The organism is Nocardioides convexus (assembly GCF_011090295.1).
On sequence record NZ_JAAMYA010000001.1, the window covers coordinates 591,564 to 611,084 of the forward strand.

Here is a 19,521-nt window from a genome sequence, read left to right on the forward strand (position 1 = left end):
GAAGCGCGCGTCCATCGGCACCGGCTCGACGCTGCGCCCGCGCGGGCGTCCGCCCGGCTGCTCGGGGAGGTAGTCGGCGTACTCGGGGACCCAGGTGAACTCCAGCGGCGTGTGCTCGCGCAGGAAGTCGAGCACCTCGGGGCCGCGGTCGATGTAGGTGTCGCGGCGCACCTTCGGGACGACGTCGCCCACGATCGCGTCGAGGTAGGTCTTCGCGGCCTCCTGGTCGCCGGGATCGACCTGGCCCGCCGCGCGCAGCGCGTAGTTGCCCGGGATCCACACGCCGCCGCCGGAGCGAGCGGTGGAGCCGCCGAAGTACGGGCTCTTCTCGACCAGGACCGTGTCGAGGCCCTGGCGGGAGGCGGCGAGCGCGGCCGACATGCCGGCACCGCCGGCGCCGACCACGACGACGTCGTAGGAGTCCTTCATGGGCAAAACTGTAACAGGTTCTACCGGCGTGGAGGCGACAGGCAGACTGGACGGATGGCGAGGATGCACGCGCTCGAGCCTGGTGCCCGACGAGGCGGGCTCCGCGGCCGTCGTGGCGGACTGGCAGGTGCTGCGCGACGCGGGCCTGCCGTCCCAGGCTCGACCACCGCGGTACGACGAACGCGCCCCATCTCACGCTCGTCGCCGCCCCGCTGCTGCCGCAGGAGGCGGTGGACGTCGCCCGGGTGCGCCTGGGCGGCCTGCTCCCCGCCCGCGCCCGGATCTCGGGGCTGCTGGTGCTCGGGGAGGAGAGGGTGTCGCTGGCCTGGTCGGTGGACGTCGGCGACGACGTGCTGCGCCGGGTCCTCGCGGTGCGCGCCCAGGCGCCGGACCGGCACCCGCAGGGCTGGCTGCCGCACGTCACCCTGGCGCGCCGGCTCTCGCGCGAGGAGCCTGCCGCGGGCGGTCGAGGCGCTCGGGACACGCGGCGCGAGCCGCACCCTGGTGCTCACCGGGCTGCGTCGCTGGGACCCTGAGTGCGAGAAAGTGGAACACGTTCTACTATGAGCCGGTGACTTCACCGGAAGCGATCGCCGCCGCCGTCGAGCGCCTGGCCACCGCCCAGGCGACGCGGGTGCCCTGCGCCGCCGTGCGCGACCTGATCGGCACCGACGACCTCCCCGCGGCGTACGCCGTCCAGCAGGGCCTGGTCCGGGCCCGCCTCGCCGGCGGGGTGCACGTCGTCGGCCGCAAGATCGGTGCGACGTCCGAGGCCGTGCAGCAGCAAACTCGGCGTGGACCAGCCGGACTTCGGCTACCTGCTCAGCGACATGGACGTCAGCGACGGCGTCGACGGGATCCCGATCTCGATGCGCACCCTCGTGCAGCCGCGGGTCGAGGCGGAGGTCGCCTTCGTGCTGGCCCGCGACCTCGACGTGCCGGAGGAGGAGATCACGCTCGAGCCTGGTCCGCGACGCCGTCGAGGTGGCCCTGCCGGCGCTGGAGATCGTCGACTCGCGGATCGAGTCCTGGGACATCGGATTCACCGACACCGTCGCGGACAACGCCTCGAGCGGGCTCTTCGTCGTCGGCCGCGACGGCCGTTCGCTCGACGACCTGGAGCCACGCGACGTCGTCATGTCGCTCACGATCAACGACGAGGAGCGCTCCGCCGGCACCGGCGCCGCCTGCCTCGGCGACCCGCTGGAGGCGCTGCGCTGGCTCGCCGTCCAGGCGGCCCGCTTCGGCGACCCGCTGCGCGCCGGCCACCTGATCCTGTCCGGGGCCCTCGGTCCCTTCGTGCCGTTCAGCCCGGGGGACCGGGTCACGGCGTCCATCAGCGGCTTCGCGCCCCTGACCGTCTCGTTCGAGGAGTGAACCCCCAGTGACCGCTACCGGCAAGAAGGCTGACGGCCGCGATCGTCGGCCCCGGCAACATCGGCACGGACCTGCTCTACAAGCTTGCTGCGCAGTGACGTGGTCGAGCCCCGCTGGATGATCGGCGTCGACGCCTCCTCCGAGGGCCTGCGCCTGGCCGCCGACAAGGGCCTGGAGGTCAGCCACGAGGGCGTCGACTGGCTGCTCAAGCAGGACGAGCCTGCCCGACCTGCTCTTCGAGGCGACCTCGGCGTACGTCCACCGGGAGTACGCCCCCCGCTACGCCGAGGCCGGCATCCGCGCGGTCGACCTGACCCCGGCTGCCGTCGGGCCGGCGGTCATCCCGCCGGTCAACGGAATGGCCCACGTCGACGCGCTCAACGTCAACATGATCACCTGCGGTGGGCAGGCCACCATCCCGATGGTCAACGCCGTCTCCCGGGTCACCCCGGTGTCGTACGCCGAGATCGTCGCCTCGGTCTCCTCGGTCTCCGCCGGGCCCGGCACCCGGGCCAACATCGACGAGTTCACCCGCACCACCGCGGCCGGCGTCGAGACGATCGGGGGCGCGGAGAGGGGCAAGGCGATCATCATCCTCAACCCCGCCGAGCCGCCGATGATCATGCGCGACACGATCTTCTGCGCCGTCGACCCGGACGCCGACACCGACGCGATCGCGGAGTCCGTGCACGCGATGGAGAAGGCCGTGCAGGAGTACGTGCCGGGCTACCGGCTGCTGCAGGAGCCGCAGTTCGACGGCCCCTCGGACCTCACCGGCGGCCGCCGCCGGGTCTCGATCTTCGTCGAGGTCGAGGGGGCGGGGGACTACCTGCCGCCGTACTCCGGCAACCTCGACATCATGACCGCCGCCGCCGCGCAGGTCGGCGAGAACATCGCCCGCTCGATCCTCTCGGAGGCCTGACATGACCGACATCAACGCTTTGCAGCGGACCTGGTCCGGGATCCACGGCGACGAGCCGTTCGGCAAAGCTCGACCTGCGCCTCACCGACACCTGCCTGCGCGACGGCTCGCACCACAAGCGGCACCAGTTCACCGCGCAGGAGGTCGAGGACATCGTCCGCGCCCTCGACGAGTCCGGCATCCCGGTGATCGAGGTGACCCACGGCGACGGGCTCGGCGGGTCGTCGTTCAACTACGGCTTCTCGCGCACGCCCGAGCAGGAGCCTGATCAAGATCGCCGCGGAGACCGCGAAGCGGGCCAAGATCGCCTTCCTCATGCTCCCCGGCGTCGGCACCAAGGACGACATCCGCGCCGCGCAGGACAACGGCGGCCAGATCTGCCGGATCGCCACGCACTGCACCGAGGCGGACGTCTCGATCCAGCACTTCGGGCTGGCCCGCGAGCTCGGCCTGGAGACCGTCGGGTTCTTGATGATGAGCCACACCCAGCCGCCGGAGGTGCTCGCGAAGCAGGCCAGGATCATGGTCGACGCGGGCTGCCAGTGCGTCTACGTCGTCGACTCGGCCGGCGCGCTCATCATGGAGCAGACCGCCGACCGGGTCTCCGCGGTCGTCGCGGAGATCGGCGGCCAGGCCGACGTCGGCTTCCACGGTCACGAGAACCTCGGCCTCGGCGTCGCGAACACCGTGATCGCGGCCCGCGCGGGCGCGACCCAGATCGACGGCTCCGTGCGCCGCTTCGGTGCCGGCGCCGGGAACACGCCCTTGGAGGCGTTCATCGGGGTCTGCGACAAGCCTGGGCTGGACCACGGGCGTGGACTTCCTGCAGATCGTCGACGCCTCCGAGGACGTCATCCGCCCCGCGATGCCCGAGGAGTGCCGCCTGGACCGGATGACCCTGATGATGGGGTACGCCGGGGTCTACTCCTCGTTCCTGAAGCACGCGGGCAACGCCGCCGAGCGCTACGGCGTCTCCGGCGCGCAGATCCTGCTGGAGGCCGGCAAGCGCAAGCCTGATCGGTGGTCAGGAGGACCAGCTCGTCGACATCGCGCTGCGGCTGCGTGCGGCGGCAGGGGAGCCCGCGTCGGTGTGACCTATCCTCACGTCGTGCTGCGACGTGCTCCCCAGGTGCTCCTGGGCCTGCTGCTGCTCCTCCTGCTCGGCTTCGTGCTGACCCAGGCAGGAGTGCACGGGCGCACCTACGACGAGCCGCTGCAGAACGACTACGGGCACCGCGTCCTCGACTGGTACCTCAGCCTCGGCAGCGACCGCGGCTTCCTCGACTACCCCGAGAAGATGCAGGCTCCCGCAGCACGGGCCCGTCTTCGAGACCGTCGTCGCGCTCTTCCAGTCCGGCGCCGACCGGCTCTTCGGCGCCGACCCGTGGGTGGTCCGCTCGCTCGTCACCGGGCTCACCGGCGTGCTCGGCATCGCGCTGATGGCGTTGTGCGCGCTGGAGATCGCGCGCTCCTCGCGGCGCATCGGCGAGCAGGGCGCCTGGTGGTTCGCCCTCGTCGCCGCGCTGTCCCTGGCGCTGTACCCGCGCTGGACGGGCGCGATCTTCACCAACTCCAAGGACATGCCGCTCGCTGTCGCGATGCTCGCCGTGCTCTGGCTGACCCTCCGCGCCGCTCGCCGGTGGGAGGAGGAGCGCGACCGGCTGCCCTGGCGCTCGCTGGTCGCGCTCGGCGTGGTGTTCGGCGTCGCGGTCTCGATCCGGGTGATCGCGTTGCTGTGGGTGCCCGTCGTCGGCGTGCTCGCCCTGGTGTGGCTCCTGCTGCGCGACCGGTCGCTCGCCGGGCTCCGTCGGGTGGCGGCGGGCGCGGGGGTGATCGGGCTGGCGTCGTACCTGACGATCCTGGCGGTGTGGCCCTACATCTTCCTCAACCCCGTCTCCGGGCTGCCGACGGCGATCTCCTCCATGTCGAAGTACCCCTGGGACGACCCGATCCTCTTCCGCGGCCAGATGATCCAGGCGATGGAGCCTGCCGCGCGACTACGTCCCCACCTGGATCTGGCAGGGCTCGCCGTGGCTCTCGGTGCTGCTCGCGCTGGCCGGCACCGCGCTGATCGTCGTGGACCTCGTACGACGCCGGGGGAGCGCCGCCGGCATCCTGCTGCTCGGCGCCTGGGTCTTCCCCGTGCTCGCGCTGGTCGCGCTGAACCCGACCCTCTACAACGCGCTGCGCCACTTCCTCTTCGTCATCCCGGCGATGCTGCTCGTCGCGTCGTACGCCCTGGTGGTGGGGGTGCGCGCCCTGGCGTCCCGGCGCTGGGCCGTCGGCGCCGTCGTCGCCGTGGCCGTCGCCGCCCAGGTCCAGGTGCTCGTCGGCGTCGCCCGTCTCTACCCCTACGAGTACATGTACTTCAACGCCGCCACCGGCGGCTTCTCCACCCAGCACACCGAGTTCGAGACGGACTACTGGGCGGCCTGCACCCGCGAGGCGGCGCTGTGGCTGAACGACCACTGGACCGACTACACCTCGCAGCAGAAGGCGAGCGTGCAGAATCGGTGGGGCGCGGACGGACAAGCTGGAGCAGTACGTCGCACGGGACCTGACCATCCTGCGCGAGGGCAAGCCCGACTTCGGCATCTACACCCTGATGAACTGGCGCAAGGACCCGTGGCCCAGGTTCGCCACGGTGAAGAGGTTCCGGGTCGAGGGCGTCGTGCTGTGCGAGGTGCAGGTCAACCCGGACCTGGTCTGAGGGCGGGTCGCGCGGAGAACCCCACTACATCGGGTACCACAGCGGAACCCAGCGCGGGACGACGACGAAGCCGCCGATACCGCAACGCGGCCGGTACGGCTGCCAGACGACGGCCGTTCCCGCGGTCCTCGTCTGGTGGAACAGCACGGTCAGGAAGTTCTCGCTGGAGCCCATGGCGTCCTGCGTGGTGCGCTGGCCGGAGATCCTCCAGTGCGGTGCGACGCACCACCGACCGTCGGAGTCCAGGCTGGGCCTGGTGAAGACGGGGCCGTACATCGCGCCTGCGGGGATGCCCCCGATCACCATGCGGGTCCCGGGCCGCAGGATCGACGCGCGGCGGTCGGGGTAGTAGCCGTCGCGGACCACCCGGACCGGACCCTTGCGGCGGATCGCCTGGTCGTCGAGTGCCCGCACGACGCACGACAGCCGCGACCACGCGCTGGTCGAACCCCAGCCTGTGCTGGCGTGCCCGGACGCAGATCACCTGTCCAGGTGCGACCGCGAGCACGTGGTTCTGCGCCGGCGTCCCGGAGACCGCCGTACGCCACGGGGGCGGGGTCGCGGCGCGCATGCTGGCCCGGAGCACCTGCACGTCCCAGCGGAGGTTCTCCGGGCCCTCGGCACCGGACAGATGGGTGTCGCCGCGGTCGATGCGCAGGTACGCCTGGGGGGTGAAGGAGTAGACGTTCAAGGCGCCGCTGCGGAAGTACAGGGCGGGTGGATCGACGGCCGGACCCGCCGCCGTCGCCGTCGCGAGTCGGGCCGGCGCGAGGGTGCCGAGCAGCGCCAGCAGGGTCAGCAGGATCAGCCTTCTTGGACAAGGACACTCCTCGAGAACGTGGCGGGTCCGGGTCAGTGTGGCACCACGTGCCTGTCGCCGGGGGCTCCGAGGATCCACTGGTCGCGCTTCCGACAACGCGGACCTCCCGCGGCAAAGTCCGGGTTACACTCATCAACCCGGATTATCTCGGGGATGATCCGAGAAAGGACGGCCATGGACAGCGACGTCCCGGTTCCGGTCGAGCCGCACGGCGGCCGGACGGTGCCGTGGCGCCAGCGAGGGCGGCACGGGGAGCGGGCCGACCGCGAGACTCGCGGAGGTGACGGTGAGCCTGCCGCCGCGGATCGGCGACTTTTCCGCAGCGCTGCCCGCGTCGCTGGCGGCCCGGTGCGACGCCGCGATGGCGGCCATCGGGCGGTTGGACGCGGCCCACGGGAAGCACCTGGCATCCCTGTCGGCGCTGCTGCTCCGGGCGGAGTCCGTCGCGTCGTCGAAGATCGAGCGGGTCGAGGCGTCGGTCGAGGACTTCGCGCGGGCGGCCCACGGGACGAGGTCGAACGCGTCGGCGATCTCGATGGTGGCTTCGACGCGTGCGCTGACTGTGCTCATCGACGCGACGGGCGGCTCGGGGCGGTCGATCGCGCTCGGCGACATCCTCGAGGCCCATCGGATCCTGATGGCCGACGACCCCGACGAACGACCGTACGCCGGGGCGTTGCGGGACGACCAGAACTGGATCGGCGGGTCCGACCACTCGCCGCGCGGGGCGCTGTACGTGCCGCCGCCGGCGGAGACGGTCGAGGGATATCTGGCCGACCTGCTCGAGCTCGCGAACCGCGACGACGTCCCGGTGCTCGCGCAGGCGGCCGTGGTGCACGCGCAGTTCGAGTCGATCCACCCCTTCGGCGACGGGAACGGACGGATCGGCCGAGCCTTGGTCAACGCCATCCTGCGCCGGCGAGGAGCGACGACGAGCGTGGTGGTTCCCGTGGCGACGGCCCTGGTGGCGAAGCGCGAGGCCTACTTCGACCTGCTGACGGCGTACCGCAGGGGTGACGCCGGCCCGATCATCGTGGCGTTCGCCCTCGCCGCGACCAGTGCCGCTCGTGAGTCGGCGACGACGGGCCGGCGGCTCGCTGACCTGCCGGCGGCATGGCGGGAGCGGCACCGGGCGGCGACCGGGCGGTACCCGCGCGCGGGCAGTGCGACCAGCCGCGTCCTCGAGCGGTTGCTGGACGACCCGTTCTTCAGCGTCGAGGAGATGGAGCGGGCCATCGGCTCCTCGGGGTCGTCGACGAGCGATGCGGTGAGGAGGCTCGCCGGTCTGGGGATCCTGCGCGGGCTGACGAGCCGGACGCGCAACCAGGTGTGGTGCGCCGGCGACATCATCGACGAGCTCGAGGATCTCGGCGTTCGGGTCGCCTCGGCCACCGCCGCGGATCCGGTGTGGCGACGCCTGCAGGCAGAGGTCGTCGCCGGTCTGCTGCGGCACGAGGGGGAGGAGTCGGGGCGCGGGCCGCGGCCGACCCGGCTGCCGGAGGCGGTGTCCCGCGTCGTGGACGGAACGCCTCCCGAGGGTCGCGTAGACCAAAACAAGAACGTGTTCTAGTATTGGGTGCATTCGGACCACCCAGCCTAGGAGCGCACATGCACCAGGACTTCTCTCCCGAGGTCACCGCCGTTCTCGACGGCGTCCGCGACCTGCTCCCGACGTTCCGTGAGCGGGCCGAGGAGGGCGACCGGCTGCGGGTGATCCCCGACGCTTCGATCAAGGAGCTCGAGGAGACCGGGTTCTTCCGCCTGCTCCAGCCGAAGCGGTACGACGGCCTCGAGGCCGACCCGGTCGCCTTCTACACCGCGGTGCGCGACATCGCCTCGGCCGACGGCTCGACCGGATGGGTCTCCAGCGTGGTGGGCGTGCACCCCTGGCAGGTGGCGCTGTTCTCCGACGAGGCCCAGCAGGCCGTGTGGGGCGAGGACACCAAGACCCGGCTCAGGCTCGTCGTACGCCCCCACCGGCAAGGCGGTGCTGGCCGAGGGCGGGTTCACGCTGTCGGGCAGGTGGAGGCTTCTCCTCGGGCAGCGACCACTGCTCGTGGGTGCTGCTCGGTGGGCTGGTGTTCAACGAGGAGGGTCAGGTCGTCGACTTCCGCACGTTCATGGTGCCGCGGGAGAAGTACGAGGTCGTCGACGTCTGGAACGTCGTGGGCCTGCGCGGCACCGGCTCCAACGACATCGTCGTGGAGGAGACCTTCATCCCCGAGGGTTTCACGCTCTCGATGGGGGAGACCGGTGCGTGCAAGGGTCCCGGCCAGGCGGTCAACACCAGCGACCTCTACAAGCCTGCCCTTCCACTCGATCTTCACCTCCACGATCGCCACGCCGATCATCGGCATGGCCCAGGGTGCCTACGCCGAGCACGTGGAGATGCAGCAGAAGCGGGTCCGGGCGGCGTACCTCGGTGAGAAGGCCTCGCTCGACCCCTTCGCCGCCGTCCGCATCGCCCGCTCCTCCTCGGAGATCGACGCGGCCTGGGCGCTGCTGGTGAGCAACATCCGCGAGGAGCAGGCGCACGTCGCGCGCGGTGAGCAGATCCCGCTGGAGTCTGCGCCTGCGGGTGCGCCGCGACCAGGTGCTCGGCACGGCACGGGCCATCGAGGCGATCGACGCGCTCTTCGAGGCCTCGGGCGGGCGCGCGCTCGCCGAGGGGACCTACCTGCAGCGGGCCTGGCGCGACGCGCACGCCGGCCGGGTCCACGCGGCCAACGACCCCGAGCGCGCCCTGCAGATGTACGGCGCCCAGCAGTTCGGCCACAAGGTCGACCCCGGGATGTACTGACGTGGACTTCTCGAAGGAGGCGACCCGCCGCTCGGCGAAGGCCGGCGACATCACCCTCAACTACTACGAGGCCGGGCCCGACGGCGGTTCGTCGGTGGGTGGCGGGCTGCCCTTCGTGCTGCTGCACGGCGGTGGTCCGGGCGCCTCGGCGTGGAGCAACTTCGGTACGGCGCTGCCTCGCTTCGCCGCCCGCTTCCGCACCCTGCTGGTCGACCAGCCGGGCTTCGGGCAGTCCGACAAGCCGGAGGTGGGCGCGAACTACTTCCGCCACTCCGCGTCGTACCTGCTGAAGGCTCCTCGACGAGCCTGCAGATCGAGCGGATCCACCTGCTGGGCAACTCCCTCGGCGGCGGTACGGCGATGAGGTTCGCCCTCGAGCACCCCGACCGTGTCGGGCGGCTCGTCCTGATGGGCCCGGGCGGGCTGTCGGTCAACCTCTTCCACGCCGACCCGACCGAGGGCGTCCAACGGCTGATGGACTTCTCCATGAACCCCAGCCGCGAGGCACTGCGCGCGTTCATCTCCACGATGGTCGTCAACCAGGGGCTGGTGACCGACGAGCCTGGTCGAAGAGCGCTTCGCCGACGCCACCGCGCCCGGCTCGCTGGACGCGATGCGCTCGATGGGCGCGTCGTTCTGGAACCCGGAGTGGGCCGAGGACGGCATGCTGTGGCGCGAGGCGCACCGCCTGCGCAAGCACACCCTGCTCACCTGGGGCCGCGAGGACCGGGTCAACCCGCTCGACGGTGCGCTGGTCGCGCTCAAGCAGATCCCGAAGGCCCAGGCTGCACGTGTTCCCGAACTGCGGGCACTGGGCGCAGATCGAGGCGGCGGAGGAGTTCGCCGAGATCTGCACCGCCTTCCTCGCACGCCACGTCGAGAGGACGAAGGCATGACGATCGACATCCGCTCCATGGGCTACATCCGGGTGGCCAGCACCGACCTGGACGCCTGGAGGACCTTCGCCGGCAAGGTCCTCGGACTGGCCGAGGGCCGCGGGCCGAACCCCGAGCACCAGTACTGGCGCCTCGACGAGGTCTCCGCGCGGGTCGTGGTCTTCCCCTCCGACGTCGACCAGGCTCGACGCCACCGGCTGGGAGGTCGCCGACCACCGGGCGCTGCAGGACGCCCGCGAGCACCTGCAGAAGGCCGGTGTGGAGTTCGAGGAGGGCACCGCCGACGAGACTCGCCGAGCGCCGCGTGCAGGAGCCTGGTCCGCTTCCGCGACCCGTGGGACAACGTCTTCGAGCTCTACCACGGGATCACCTACGAGGCCCGGCCCGTCGTCACGCCGTACGCCGCCCGGTTCGTCACCGGCGACCAGGGGCTGGGCCACATCGTGGTCCCCGTGCTGGACGACGTCGAGGCGCTGCGGTTCTACACCGAGGTGCTCGGCTTCCGGCTGCGCGACTCGATGAGCATGCCCGGTGAGTTCGTCGGCAAGGAGCCGGGCAGCAAGGTCTGGTTGCGCTTCCTGGGCGTGAACCCGCGGCACCACTCGCTGGCGTTCCTGCCGATGCCGAACGCCAGCAAGTGCGTGCACGTCATGTTCGAGGTGGACGAGACTCGACCACGTGGGCCGCGCCCTGGAGCGGGTGCGCAAGCACGGCGCGCCGCTCTCGGCGACCCTCGGCCGGCACATGAACGACGAGATGGTCTCGTTCTACGTGCGCTCGCCCGGTGGCTTCGACGTCGAGTTCGGGACCGACGGGATGACCGTCGACGACAGCCGGTGGGTGGCCCGGGAGTCGACCGCGGTCTCGTACTGGGGCCACGTCTTCGGTGGTCGGTGAGTGACGACTAGCGTGGGCAGCGTGAACCAGGACGCCATCCCCGAGGGCATCAGCCCCGACGCGCGGGAGACCTGGCCCCACCCGGAGCCTGATCCAGTCCTGGCTCGGCGATGCCGACGTGGACTTCGAGCCTGCGTCCCGGCGAGGAGGTGGCTGTCCTCGACGACCCGGAGGCCCAGGCGGCCGCGCGGCGCTTTCGCGACGTGCTCGGCTGCTTCGCCTCGGGCATCACCGTGATCACCACGATGAGCGGCGACGAGCCGGTCGGGATGACCTGCCAGTCGTTCTCCAGCGTGTCCCTCGACCCGCCGCTGATCACCTTCGTCCCGGCACGTTCGTCGCGCGCCTGGCCGCTCATCCAGCGGGCCGGCCGGTTCTGCGTCAACGTGCTGGCGGCCGACCAGGAGCACGTCTCCGCGCAGATGGCGACCAAGGGCGTCGACAAGTTCGCCGGCATCGAGTGGCAGCCCGCGGCCGCGACCGGGTCGCCCGTCATCGCCGGCACGCTCGCGCACCTGGACTGCACGATCGCCGCGGTCTACGAGGGGGGCGACCACTTCATCGTCGTCGGCAGGGTCGAGCACCTCGCCCCGCACCCCGCGGACGCAGGCAGCGCCGAGCCGCTCCTCTACTTCAAGGGTCGGTACCGGACCACCGACGGCTGACGGCCTGATCGCGCGCCGGACCGGTGTGACCGCCGGTGCCAGGCGCTGCGGCGCGTCCCTGCTCGGGCGGCGCCCGGTCAGCGCGCGATGTCGACCGCGCGGCGCTGCCGGCGAGCCGCGAGCCCGGTCGCGGCGGCTGCGCTGCGGAAGGCGGCGCGCGCCGCGTCGTACTCCTCCACGTCCTCGAGGAGCCTCGGCCGACTCGTACCACACCTGGGCCGCCGCTCGGTCCGCGCCGAGCGAGGTGAGCAGGTGCACCGCCTCTTGGTAGCGGTTCCGAGCGTGCGCGCGATCCCCCTCGGCGGCGGCCGCCTGGCCGAGGACGACCGTCGCCTCGACCCGGGCCAGTGCCGCGGTCTGTGGCGCGCCGGCCAGGCCGCGCTCGGCCATCTCGCGCGCCGTCGCGGGATCACCGTCGAGCAGGTGTGCCTGGGCCAGCGTCACGTCGCACAGTGCGAGGTCGACGCTGCTCGACGAGGTGTGCGTCATCGCCTCGCGGGCGCGGCGCGCGTGCTCGATCGCGGAGGCGACCTCCGGCGGGTCGGCCTGGAGCAGCAGCCGGCCGACCTGCAGCCGGAGCCGCGCCAGGTTGCGCTCGTCGCGCCCCTCGCTCAGCAGCGCCAGCGCCCGTGCGGCCAAAGGCGCGGCGGCGCTCGTGCGGCCCTTGGTCGCCTCGACCTGGCTCGCGCTCCAGTACGCCGACGCGCGGGCCCGCGGCGAGGCCAGCCGCTCGGCCGCCGCGATCGCCTCGGTGCAGCGGCGGGTGGCGCGAGCGAGGTCGCCGCGCTCGGCGTACGCCGCGGCGATGGTGACCGAGAGCCTGCACGGCCTCCTCGGTGTCGGCCAGCAGGGTGCCCGCGGCGGCGGCCTCCAGCTGCTCGCCCACCTCGATCGCCAGGCTGAGGTCACCGGCCTCGCGCAGGCAGCGGCTCAGCGCGATGCCGGCCTCCAACCGGGGCAGGCCGTCGCCGTGGGTGACCACCTCCTCGAGCCGGGTGATCGCCTCGTCGTACTGCCCGCGGGCCTCCAGCGCGCGGCCCACCAGCAGACTCGCCGCGCTGCGCGAAGGCCGGCAGGCTTGTCCGGCGATGGCGGCGGCCAGCGCCTCCCGGGCCTGGGCCTCGGCCTCGTCGGCGTCGCCGTTCTCGAGCGCTATCTCGGCGTAGTCGAGACCGAGCCGGATCTCGTCGTAGCGGGAACGCTCGATGCCGTTGAGCAAGCCTGCTCGGTGGTCGTGCCGAGACGCTCGGCCAGGTCGCGCAGGACCTTCATCGTGGGACGGCGGGTCCCACCCTCGATGCGCGAGACGTAGCCCGTGGAGAGGTTCTCCCCGGCCAGCCTCGCTCTGCGTCCAGCCTCGGGTGGTGCGCAGCGCGCGGATGCGCCCGCCGAGCGCCTGGAGATCGACCGAGCCGAGATCGGTGCCCACCGCGTCGATCTGACCCATGCTGACGGAGGGTACGTGCGATGTGGCAAAACGGAACTGGAGCGAGTCAAGCCGCAGTCAAGGTGTCAGGGCAGCGCGCACGGCTGGGGGAGGGCGCCCAGGAAGAGGCCCAGGGGGAGGCCGAGGAGGGGCCGGCGGAGGCAGACACCTCCCGTACCTCGACCATCGTGCACGGCGCCGGGCGACTGCTCGACGTACCCGCGCTCGGAGGCACGGAGCGGTCACTCCTGGCCGCCGGAGTGGAATCTGTCGGAGCGAGCGGTGCACAGGGTCGCGCATCGCGATATCGGCATCACCGAACAATTCGGCGACCATGAATTCATCGACCCGCAGGGAGAATTCCCGCTGGACCTCCGGATAAAGAATTCAACGACACGCTCGTCGAATTCTCCTTCTGGGCCGAATGCAGACGGCCGCATTCTCGACTGCCATCGCTCCGGAGCCGGGTGGGCACGGGGCGCTGGGGATCGCGCGGTCGAGCCGGAGGCTACACCCGCTCCCCCGTTGTGTCCAGGGCGCGGGAACGACGTGTGACCTCGATATGACACTGGTGTGCCAGCGGGGTCGCTGGTCGATCGTCGCAGGTCACGGACCCTGGCACCGCCAGCGGACCATCGATTGTGACCATGGTGAAAGCCATGGGGACCGGGTGGATTGGGCGCGATGGAGTCGCAATGGGAGCGCTATGCGGGCTCTATAACAGCGCAGCAGCGTGCGCGGCCACTGTGAATATCATTGATAAGCGGGGGCGATTCCTGCGTCGCGCCGAGATGGCGTTCGGGGAGTAGGGACGGGGCCGAAGTTGTCAGACCCGGTCGCGCGACACGGCGTACCTGTTCCGGTTTCCCGAACGAGAGCGCTAATCTCCGCGAGATAGCCCGAGGGTCGCGTCTGTGCTGCCCACGGGGAAGTGTCGGTCTCGGGAAGGTCATGTCCACCTCCAGCAGCACCTCTGCCGCCAGGCTCCGCGGCGCCATGGGCCGACGACGACGTCGACCGGCTGCTCTCGGCCGGGCCGGCCGCTCACGGGCGGGTCCGCCCATGAACGATCGGCGCCGATCACTGCCCTCCGCCGACCTCGCCAGTGCCTTCCGCCGGGACCCGGGAGCGTCGAACCAGGCCTCCGTACCGACGTCGGGTGCGGCACCACGGCCGTCGCGGCGTCGGTCCGCTCGTTCCGCCTCGCCGTCCGGGCGGCTGGTGCTGTGGACCCCGGTCGCGGTCCGCGCCCGGATGCAGGCGGTCCAGGCGGCGCACGGGACGCTCTACCGCGACCAGGTGCTGGACGCGATCGAGGAGACCGTCGACGAGTCTCGCCGGCCTGGTCGCGAGTGCCACCGGCGCCGACGCGGCGGTGCGTGGACGGCTGTTCGAGCGCCGGCCCGTGCAGCGCCGGCCGCCGGCCGAGCAGCGCGTCCAGCCTGACGATCGGCGGCTTCCTCGCCAGTCGACCACGATCATCGACGACCTGGTCGTCTCCACCGGGGCGGCGAGCCGCTCGGCACTGGTCAACGCGGCTCTCGACGCAGCACTCCCCGAGCTCTGAGAGCCGGGCTGTGGTGCAGCCCACCCCGCGACCCGCGCACGACGGTTGACCTCGCGACCCGCCGGTGCGGCACGATCGAGGAGATGCACAGCCTCGATCCCACCGAAGACTTCGCCATCCGTCTGCTGCGGCGCTTCCTGCTCCTGTGCGAGCACCCCCGCACGCGGCAGCGGATGCTGCGCCTGGTGCGCCAGTCGACCCGGCTCGGTCCCGGGGCGCCGCGGCTCTACGGCTGGATCAACAGCGCCGTCCTGCACCCCCGCTTCCAGCCCGTCGTCGAGCGCCGGGCGATGTCGGCGATGAAGGCCGAGTCTGGTCGCCTCGCAGGCTGATCGGCCTGGCGATGACCCGCTACGTCCTGAAGATCGAGCCCCTTGCCTCCGCCTCGGTGGACGAGGTGGTGCGCCTGGCGGCACCGGCCATCGCGGCCACCTTGCAGGGCGAGGAGGCGTTGACGGCCGTCGTTCCCGAGCAGACCCGGGGCCGTCGGCTCAGAGTGCCACGGCTGCCCGGTGCCGGTGTGCTGCGCCGGCCAGCGCTCCCAGGGCGTGCGCGCGCTTGAGCACGAGGTGGGCGTCGTGCTCCCAGGTGATCGCGATGCCCCCGTGCAGCCTGCACGCACTCGGACGCGGCGAGCGCCGCGGTCTCCAGGGCGTACGACGCCGCCGAACGGACCAGGAAGTCGGCATCGGCCGCCCCCTCCGCCAGCGCGTACGACGCCGCCCAGGCTCGCCGAGCGGGCCGACTCGGTGCGCGCGAACACCTCCGCCATCCGGTGCTTGAGTGCCTGGAAGGAGCCGATCGGCCGGCCGAACTGCACCCGCTCCTTGCTGTAGTCGACCGTCATCCGCAGCGCCCGGTCGCACAGCCCGACGGCGAGCGCGGCGACGGACGCGGCCGCGACCAGGCTCGGCCCGCGCCCCGGCCAGGGCGCCGTCGCCGACGACGGCGAGGCCGGCGCCGGACAGGTCGAGCCGGGCCAGCCGGATGCTCTGGTCCATCGACTCCACCCAGCCTGGGCGCCGGGCCGGAGACCTCGACCAGGTCGTCACCGCGAACGGCCAGCACGATGGCGGCGCGGTCACCGTCGAGCACCGGGCCGTCGTCGATCGCGAGCGTGGCGATCTCGCCGGCGGCGATCCGGGGCAGCAGGCGGGCCCGCGCGCCCTCGGTGCCGCCGGCCAGCAGTGCGTGCGTGGCGATGGTGGTGGCCAGCAGGGGGAGAGGGCGCGAGCGAGCGACCCAGGCTCCTCGAGGACGACCGCGGTCTCGAAGAAGCCCGCGCCCACGCCGTCGTACGCCTCGGGGACGGCGAGCGCGGCCACGCCGATCTGCTCGCAGAGCGTCGCCCACAGCGACTCGTCATGGCCGGCCGGCGAGATCGAGGCGGCGCGCACGGCCGCCGGGTCCGCGCGCTTGGCGAGCAGGCCGCGCACGGTGCGGGCGAGACTCGGCCTGCTCCTCGCTCAGCGCGAACCTCATCGCTCGGCCCGCAGCGAGGTCAGGATCCGGTCGCGGTGGAAGCCGGGGGTGCCCCACGCGGTGAGGAGGGCACGGATCTTGGTGAGCCACAGGCTCAGGTCGAACTCGCGGGTGTAGCCGATCGCGCCGTGGACCTGCAGCCCCGTCCGCGCGGCGAGGTACGCCGCATCCCCGCACGCGACCTTCGCCGCCGAGACCGCCCGCGCCCTCTCCCCGGTCGAGCCCGTCGAGGCCAGCGCGGCGCCGTGGACGAGCGGACGGGCGAAGTCGAGCGCGATCCGGACGTCGGCGAGCCTTGTGCTTGACGGCCTGGTAGGACCCGATCTCACGGCCGAACTGCTTGCGCTGCTTGACATAGGTCACCGAGTCGGCGAGCACCCGCTCGCCGGCGCCGAGGAGCCTGGGCCGCGGTGGCCAGCACCGCCAGGTCGAAGGCCGCCTCGTCCACCTCGCCCTCGCCAGCGACCTCGAAGAGCCGGCGGGCGGGGTCGACGGACGCCAGGCGCGCGCCGACGTCGGTCGTGAGGGTGCTGCCGACGTACACCTCGTCGGCGACGTCGGCATCGAGGGCGTGGGGCACGTGGGGAGGCACGGCGACGGTGGCGATCCCCTCGACCTCCCGACCGAGTGCACGAGGGAGGTAGGCGGCCGACTCCACCCAGGGCCCGGGGACGGCGTGCCGCCCGAGCGCCTCGAACGCCACGACGACCTCGACCGGCGACGCCTCGGTGGCCAGCCTGCGTCAGGCCCTGGTCGGCGAGGCGCTGCCACAGCCTTCAGGCCGGGCCCGCTGTCGCCGTCGGCCCACGCCCGGGCCGCGCCGGCGGTGTCCGCGGCGGAGAGCAGGGACTCGAGCGAGGCGGCGAAGTCGCGCTGGTCGGCGCTGAGCTCGAACCTCATCGCAGGGCTCCCTTCGGCTCGCGGGGCAGGCCGAGGATCCGCTCGGCGATGATGTTGCGCTGGATCTCGTTGGTGCCGGCGTAGATCGGGCCGGAGAGCGCGAAGGTGTAGCCGTCGAGCCAGGCCGAGTCGAGTCTCGGCGTCCGGTCCGAGCAGGTCGAGCGCAGTCTCGTGGAGGGCCACGTCGAGTCTCGCTCCACCAGACCTTGTTGACCGAGCCGGCGGCACCGACGTCGCCGCCGTCGCGGAGCCGGGTCACCGTGCCCCAGGTGTAGAGCCGGTAGGCCTCGGCGCGCAGCCAGGCGTCGACGACCCGGTCGGCCACGCGCGGGTCGGGCCGCTCGTCGTACAGGGAGAGGAGGCGGTCGGCAGCGGCGGTGAAGCGGCCGGGGGAGCGCAGGGACAGGCCGCGCTCGTTGCCGGCGGTGCTCATCGCGACCCGCCAGCCGTCGCCGGGCGCGCCGAGCACGTCGGAGTCCGGGACGAAGACGTCGTCGAAGAAGACCTCGGCGAAGCCCTCCTCGCCGTCGAGCCTGGGCGATGGGGCGCACGGTGACCCCGTCGGCGTCGAGCGGGAAGAGGAAGTAGGTGAGCCCGGCGTGCTTCTGAGCCTCGGGGTCGCTGCGGAACAGCCCGAAGCCCCAGTGCGCCAGCGCCGCGCGTGAGCACCAGATCTTCTGCCCGTTCAGCACCCAGCCGCCGCGTACGTCGTCACGGCGCGCCGTCGAGCGCAGCGAGGCCAGGTCCGAGCCCGCCTCGGGCTCGCTCCAGCACTGCGCCCAGACCTTCTCCCCGGTCGCCATCGTCGGCAGGAAGCGGTCCTGCTGCTCAGGCGTGCCGTGCTCGAAGATGATCGGTGCGAGCAGGAAGATGCCGTTCTGGCTGACCCGCAACGGGGCGCCCGCCCGGTAGTACTCCTCCTCGAAGACCACCCACTCCACGAGCGAGGCCTCGCGCCCGGAGTACGCCGACGGCCACGACACGACCGACCAGCGGGCCTCGGCCAGCCTCGCCTCCCACGCACGGTGCAGACTCGAAGCCCTCGGGGGTGTCCAGGGAGGGCAGGGGCTCGGCCGGCACGTGTTCGGCCAGCCAGGCGCGGGCCTCGGCCTGGAAGGCCAGGCTCGGATGCGGACAAGCTGCAGATCCATTCACTTCCTCAGGCTCGGTCTTGAGCACCTTGCCGGACAGGTTCCGGGGGAGTGCGTCGAGGTGCTCGACGAGGCGCGGCACCTTGAAGTTGGCCAGGCGGGTCCTGGCGAAGGCGAGCACGTCCTCGGCGGAGGCCGAGCCGACGACGTACGCCTTGCCGACCTCGCCCATCCGCTCGTCCGGCACGCCGACGACGGCCACGTCGTCCACGCCGTCCAGGCGCAGCAGGACCTGCTCGACCTCGGCGGGGTAGACGTTGAAGCCGCCGGAGATGTACATGTCCTTGAGCCGGTCGGTGATCCGCAGGTTGCCCGCGTCGTCGAGCACGCCGACGTCGCCGGTGTGCAGCCAGCCGTCGGCATCGATCGCGGCGGCGGTGGCGTCCGGGTCGTCGAGGTAGCCGAGCATCACGAGCTCGCCGCGCACGAGCAGACTCACCGTCCTCGGCGATGCGCGTCTCCATGCCGGGGATCGCGCGTCCGCAGGTGGTCGCGACCAGCTCGGCGTCGTCGCCGGCGCGGGCCATCGTGACGACGACCGCCTCGGTCATCCCGAAGGCGGTGACGACCTGGTCGATGCCCAGGCTCCTCGCGCATCCGCTCGATCAGCACCACCGGTACGACGGCCGCCCCGGTCACCGCGAGGCGCAGGCTGCTGAGGTCGCGCTGCTCGCGACCGGGCGCGGTCAGCAGCGACTGGTAGATCGCCGGGGCGCCGGGCAGCACGCTGATCCGCTCGGTCTCGATGAGCGTCATGGTGCGCTCGAGGTCGAAGGTGGCCAGCGGGTAGAGGGTGGCGCCGGTGGTGAGCCCGGTGACGATGCCCACCTTGTAGCCGAAGGAGTGGAAGAACGGGTTGACCACGAGGTAGCGGTCCTCGGGACCGACCCCGCCGAGTCTCGCCCCAGGCCCGCGCGACGCCGACGGTCTGGCGGTGGGCGCTCATGGCGCCCTTGGGGCGGCCCGTCGTGCCGGAGGTGAAGAGGATGTCGGCGACGTCGTCGGGACCGGGCTGGTCGGCGAACGGCTGGCCCTCGGGCAGGTCCGCGGCGCTCACGTCGGCGAGCAGCGCGACCGGACGGCTCAGCCCCTCGGCCCGCAGACTCGGCGACCTGCGAGCGCCCGAGGAAGCCGTCCTCGACGACTACCAGGGCGGCATCGACCCGCTCCGCGATCGCCGCCACCTCGGCACCGAGGTAGCGGGTGTTGGCGGGCACCAGGACGGCGCCCGCCCAGGAGACGGCGAGGATCGCGACCGCGCACGCGGTGCTGTTGGGCGCCCACACCACGACCCGGTCCCCGCGCCGGACACCCGCTGTCCGGAAGGCGGACGCGGTGCGCTGCACCCGGTCGAGCAGGCCGGCGAAGCTCAGCGCTCGGCCGTCCTCGACGTAGGCGGGGCGTTCGCCGTACCGCTCGGCGGCGTCGCGCAGGACGGCGGGGATCGTGTCCATGCCGACACCCTACCAAGCATTTGCT

General features: G+C 72.2%; 23 protein-coding genes and 12 pseudogenes. 21 read left to right on the plus strand and 14 right to left on the minus strand.

From position 1 onward, the window contains the following. Window positions 1-3: 3 nt before the first annotated feature. Window positions 4-429, minus strand: a pseudogene (locus G5V59_RS04325) (FAD-dependent oxidoreductase); the annotation flags it as partial. A 230-nt stretch (window positions 430-659) separates the two neighbouring features. On the opposite strand from G5V59_RS04325, the gene G5V59_RS04330 reads away from it, so the two are divergent. After that, on the plus strand, window positions 660-965 hold the full coding sequence (locus G5V59_RS04330) for a hypothetical protein (RefSeq protein WP_278255710.1): 306 nt from the start codon (window positions 660-662) through the stop codon (window positions 963-965). A gap of 41 nt (window positions 966-1,006) precedes the next feature. Here the strand turns inward: G5V59_RS04330 and G5V59_RS04335 are convergent, their stop codons facing one another. Then, window positions 1,007-1,168, minus strand: a complete 162-nt coding sequence (locus tag G5V59_RS04335; protein WP_278255711.1) for a hypothetical protein — start codon at window positions 1,166-1,168, stop codon at window positions 1,007-1,009. Between the two features lie 245 nt (window positions 1,169-1,413). Here G5V59_RS04335 and G5V59_RS04340 point away from each other — a divergent pair, with 245 nt between their 5' ends. The 7 genes and pseudogenes from G5V59_RS04340 (at window position 1,414) to G5V59_RS04365 (ending at window position 5,289) form a co-directional block, all read left to right on the plus strand. Then, a complete protein-coding gene (locus tag G5V59_RS04340; protein ID WP_278255712.1) occupies window positions 1,414-1,806 on the plus strand; it encodes a fumarylacetoacetate hydrolase family protein in 393 nt (130 codons plus the stop codon). A gap of 229 nt (window positions 1,807-2,035) precedes the next feature. Then, entirely contained in the window at window positions 2,036-2,728 is a 693-nt protein-coding gene (locus tag G5V59_RS04345) for an acetaldehyde dehydrogenase (acetylating) (protein ID WP_278259627.1), read from the plus strand. A gap of 95 nt (window positions 2,729-2,823) precedes the next feature. Further along, window positions 2,824-2,880 (plus strand): annotated as a pseudogene (locus tag G5V59_RS04350) (hypothetical protein); the annotation flags it as partial. A gap of 151 nt (window positions 2,881-3,031) precedes the next feature. Beyond that, a pseudogene (locus tag G5V59_RS04355) lies at window positions 3,032-3,484 on the plus strand (4-hydroxy-2-oxovalerate aldolase); the annotation flags it as partial. A 148-nt stretch (window positions 3,485-3,632) separates the two neighbouring features. Continuing rightward, window positions 3,633-3,680 (plus strand): annotated as a pseudogene (locus tag G5V59_RS35670) (hypothetical protein); the annotation flags it as partial. 68 nt (window positions 3,681-3,748) lie between these two features. Then, complete coding sequence (locus G5V59_RS35675; RefSeq protein ID WP_341351367.1) at window positions 3,749-4,168, plus strand: hypothetical protein; 420 nt, start codon at window positions 3,749-3,751, stop codon at window positions 4,166-4,168. Further along, on the plus strand, window positions 4,117-5,289 hold the full coding sequence (locus G5V59_RS04365; protein ID WP_278260270.1) for a hypothetical protein: 1,173 nt from the start codon (window positions 4,117-4,119) through the stop codon (window positions 5,287-5,289). The genes G5V59_RS35675 and G5V59_RS04365 overlap by 52 nt, the downstream gene beginning before the upstream one ends. A gap of 129 nt (window positions 5,290-5,418) precedes the next feature. Here the strand turns inward: G5V59_RS04365 and G5V59_RS04370 are convergent, their stop codons facing one another. Next, window positions 5,419-6,336, minus strand: a complete 918-nt coding sequence (locus tag G5V59_RS04370) for a hypothetical protein (protein WP_278255713.1) — start codon at window positions 6,334-6,336, stop codon at window positions 5,419-5,421. 208 nt (window positions 6,337-6,544) lie between these two features. Here G5V59_RS04370 and G5V59_RS04375 point away from each other — a divergent pair, with 208 nt between their 5' ends. The 9 genes and pseudogenes from G5V59_RS04375 (at window position 6,545) to G5V59_RS04410 (ending at window position 11,516) form a co-directional block, all read left to right on the plus strand. Further along, the gene (locus tag G5V59_RS04375; protein WP_278255714.1) at window positions 6,545-7,828 is read left to right on the plus strand and encodes a Fic family protein; all 1,284 of its coding nucleotides are present in this window, start codon (window positions 6,545-6,547) and stop codon (window positions 7,826-7,828) included. A 38-nt stretch (window positions 7,829-7,866) separates the two neighbouring features. Further along, window positions 7,867-8,736: pseudogene (locus G5V59_RS04380) on the plus strand (acyl-CoA dehydrogenase family protein); the annotation flags it as partial. 67 nt (window positions 8,737-8,803) lie between these two features. Beyond that, a complete protein-coding gene (locus G5V59_RS04385; RefSeq protein WP_278255715.1) occupies window positions 8,804-9,058 on the plus strand; it encodes a hypothetical protein in 255 nt (84 codons plus the stop codon). Window position 9,059: 1 nt separating this feature from the next. Continuing rightward, window positions 9,060-9,422, plus strand: coding sequence for an alpha/beta hydrolase (locus tag G5V59_RS35680; RefSeq protein ID WP_341350843.1), 363 nt, complete (start codon window positions 9,060-9,062; stop codon window positions 9,420-9,422). Continuing rightward, on the plus strand, window positions 9,419-10,489 hold the full coding sequence (locus G5V59_RS35685) for a hypothetical protein (RefSeq protein WP_341350844.1): 1,071 nt from the start codon (window positions 9,419-9,421) through the stop codon (window positions 10,487-10,489). Before G5V59_RS35680 ends, G5V59_RS35685 begins: the two co-directional genes overlap by 4 nt. Further along, a pseudogene (locus G5V59_RS35690) lies at window positions 10,428-10,559 on the plus strand (VOC family protein); the annotation flags it as partial. The gene G5V59_RS35685 and the pseudogene G5V59_RS35690, both read left to right, overlap by 62 nt. A 94-nt stretch (window positions 10,560-10,653) precedes the next feature. Further along, window positions 10,654-10,851, plus strand: coding sequence for a VOC family protein (locus G5V59_RS04400; protein ID WP_278259629.1), 198 nt, complete (start codon window positions 10,654-10,656; stop codon window positions 10,849-10,851). A 21-nt stretch (window positions 10,852-10,872) separates the two neighbouring features. Then, entirely contained in the window at window positions 10,873-11,088 is a 216-nt protein-coding gene (locus G5V59_RS04405; RefSeq protein ID WP_278255716.1) for a hypothetical protein, read from the plus strand. Then, complete coding sequence (locus G5V59_RS04410) at window positions 11,055-11,516, plus strand: flavin reductase family protein (protein WP_278255717.1); 462 nt, start codon at window positions 11,055-11,057, stop codon at window positions 11,514-11,516. The genes G5V59_RS04405 and G5V59_RS04410 overlap by 34 nt, the downstream gene beginning before the upstream one ends. Before the next feature lie 409 nt (window positions 11,517-11,925). Here G5V59_RS04410 and G5V59_RS04415 read toward each other — a convergent pair whose 3' ends face one another. Next, window positions 11,926-12,945 carry a hypothetical protein gene (locus G5V59_RS04415; protein ID WP_278255718.1) on the minus strand — a complete coding sequence of 340 codons (1,020 nt, stop codon included), beginning with the start codon at window positions 12,943-12,945 and terminating at the stop codon, window positions 11,926-11,928. 948 nt (window positions 12,946-13,893) lie between these two features. Here G5V59_RS04415 and G5V59_RS04420 point away from each other — a divergent pair. From G5V59_RS04420 to G5V59_RS35695, 4 genes are all read left to right on the plus strand, one after another. Further along, window positions 13,894-14,388 carry a hypothetical protein gene (locus tag G5V59_RS04420; protein WP_278255719.1) on the plus strand — a complete coding sequence of 165 codons (495 nt, stop codon included), beginning with the start codon at window positions 13,894-13,896 and terminating at the stop codon, window positions 14,386-14,388. After that, on the plus strand, window positions 14,348-14,509 hold the full coding sequence (locus G5V59_RS04425; protein ID WP_278255720.1) for a hypothetical protein: 162 nt from the start codon (window positions 14,348-14,350) through the stop codon (window positions 14,507-14,509). The genes G5V59_RS04420 and G5V59_RS04425 overlap by 41 nt, the downstream gene beginning before the upstream one ends. Window positions 14,510-14,592: 83 nt before the next feature. Then, a complete protein-coding gene (locus G5V59_RS04430) occupies window positions 14,593-14,841 on the plus strand; it encodes a hypothetical protein (protein ID WP_278255721.1) in 249 nt (82 codons plus the stop codon). A gap of 11 nt (window positions 14,842-14,852) precedes the next feature. Then, a complete protein-coding gene (locus G5V59_RS35695) occupies window positions 14,853-15,071 on the plus strand; it encodes a hypothetical protein (RefSeq protein WP_341350845.1) in 219 nt (72 codons plus the stop codon). A gap of 228 nt (window positions 15,072-15,299) precedes the next feature. Here G5V59_RS35695 and G5V59_RS35700 read toward each other — a convergent pair. The 10 genes and pseudogenes from G5V59_RS35700 to G5V59_RS04480 all read right to left on the minus strand — a co-directional run. Beyond that, window positions 15,300-15,356, minus strand: a pseudogene (locus G5V59_RS35700) (hypothetical protein); the annotation flags it as partial. A gap of 454 nt (window positions 15,357-15,810) precedes the next feature. Further along, a pseudogene (locus tag G5V59_RS04440) lies at window positions 15,811-15,945 on the minus strand (acyl-CoA dehydrogenase); the annotation flags it as partial. Window positions 15,946-15,987: 42 nt separating this feature from the next. Continuing rightward, window positions 15,988-16,347: an acyl-CoA dehydrogenase family protein gene (locus tag G5V59_RS04445; RefSeq protein WP_278255722.1), complete on the minus strand. Its 360-nt coding sequence runs from the start codon at window positions 16,345-16,347 to the stop codon at window positions 15,988-15,990. Beyond that, the gene (locus G5V59_RS04450; protein ID WP_278255723.1) at window positions 16,317-16,694 is read right to left on the minus strand and encodes a hypothetical protein; all 378 of its coding nucleotides are present in this window, start codon (window positions 16,692-16,694) and stop codon (window positions 16,317-16,319) included. Before G5V59_RS04450 ends, G5V59_RS04445 begins: the two co-directional genes overlap by 31 nt. A gap of 39 nt (window positions 16,695-16,733) precedes the next feature. Beyond that, a complete protein-coding gene (locus G5V59_RS04455; protein ID WP_278259631.1) occupies window positions 16,734-17,324 on the minus strand; it encodes an acyl-CoA dehydrogenase family protein in 591 nt (196 codons plus the stop codon). Between the two features lie 163 nt (window positions 17,325-17,487). Then, window positions 17,488-18,042, minus strand: a pseudogene (locus G5V59_RS04460) (acyl-CoA dehydrogenase family protein); the annotation flags it as partial. A gap of 88 nt (window positions 18,043-18,130) precedes the next feature. Next, a pseudogene (locus tag G5V59_RS04465) lies at window positions 18,131-18,451 on the minus strand (fatty acid--CoA ligase); the annotation flags it as partial. 26 nt (window positions 18,452-18,477) lie between these two features. Continuing rightward, on the minus strand, window positions 18,478-18,906 hold the full coding sequence (locus G5V59_RS04470; protein ID WP_278255724.1) for an AMP-binding protein: 429 nt from the start codon (window positions 18,904-18,906) through the stop codon (window positions 18,478-18,480). Window positions 18,907-19,006: 100 nt separating this feature from the next. After that, window positions 19,007-19,099: pseudogene (locus G5V59_RS04475) on the minus strand (hypothetical protein); the annotation flags it as partial. 115 nt (window positions 19,100-19,214) lie between these two features. Then, window positions 19,215-19,496 (minus strand): annotated as a pseudogene (locus G5V59_RS04480) (AMP-binding protein); the annotation flags it as partial. Window positions 19,497-19,521: the final 25 nt, after the last annotated feature.

Bases quoted from the DNA above. Each gene is read 5' to 3' on its own strand.
- G5V59_RS04455 (WP_278259631.1), bottom strand. From the start codon at position 17,324: ATGAGCACCGCCGGCAACGAGCGCGGCCTGTCCCTGCGCTCCCCCGGC.
- G5V59_RS04430 (WP_278255721.1), top strand. From the start codon at position 14,593: ATGCACAGCCTCGATCCCACCGAAGACTTCGCCATCCGTCTGCTGCGG.
- G5V59_RS35695 (WP_341350845.1), top strand. From the start codon at position 14,853: ATGACCCGCTACGTCCTGAAGATCGAGCCCCTTGCCTCCGCCTCGGTG.
- G5V59_RS35685 (WP_341350844.1), top strand. From the start codon at position 9,419: ATGAGGTTCGCCCTCGAGCACCCCGACCGTGTCGGGCGGCTCGTCCTG.
- G5V59_RS04445 (WP_278255722.1), bottom strand. From the start codon at position 16,347: ATGTCAAGCAGCGCAAGCAGTTCGGCCGTGAGATCGGGTCCTACCAGG.
- G5V59_RS04420 (WP_278255719.1), top strand. From the start codon at position 13,894: ATGTCCACCTCCAGCAGCACCTCTGCCGCCAGGCTCCGCGGCGCCATG.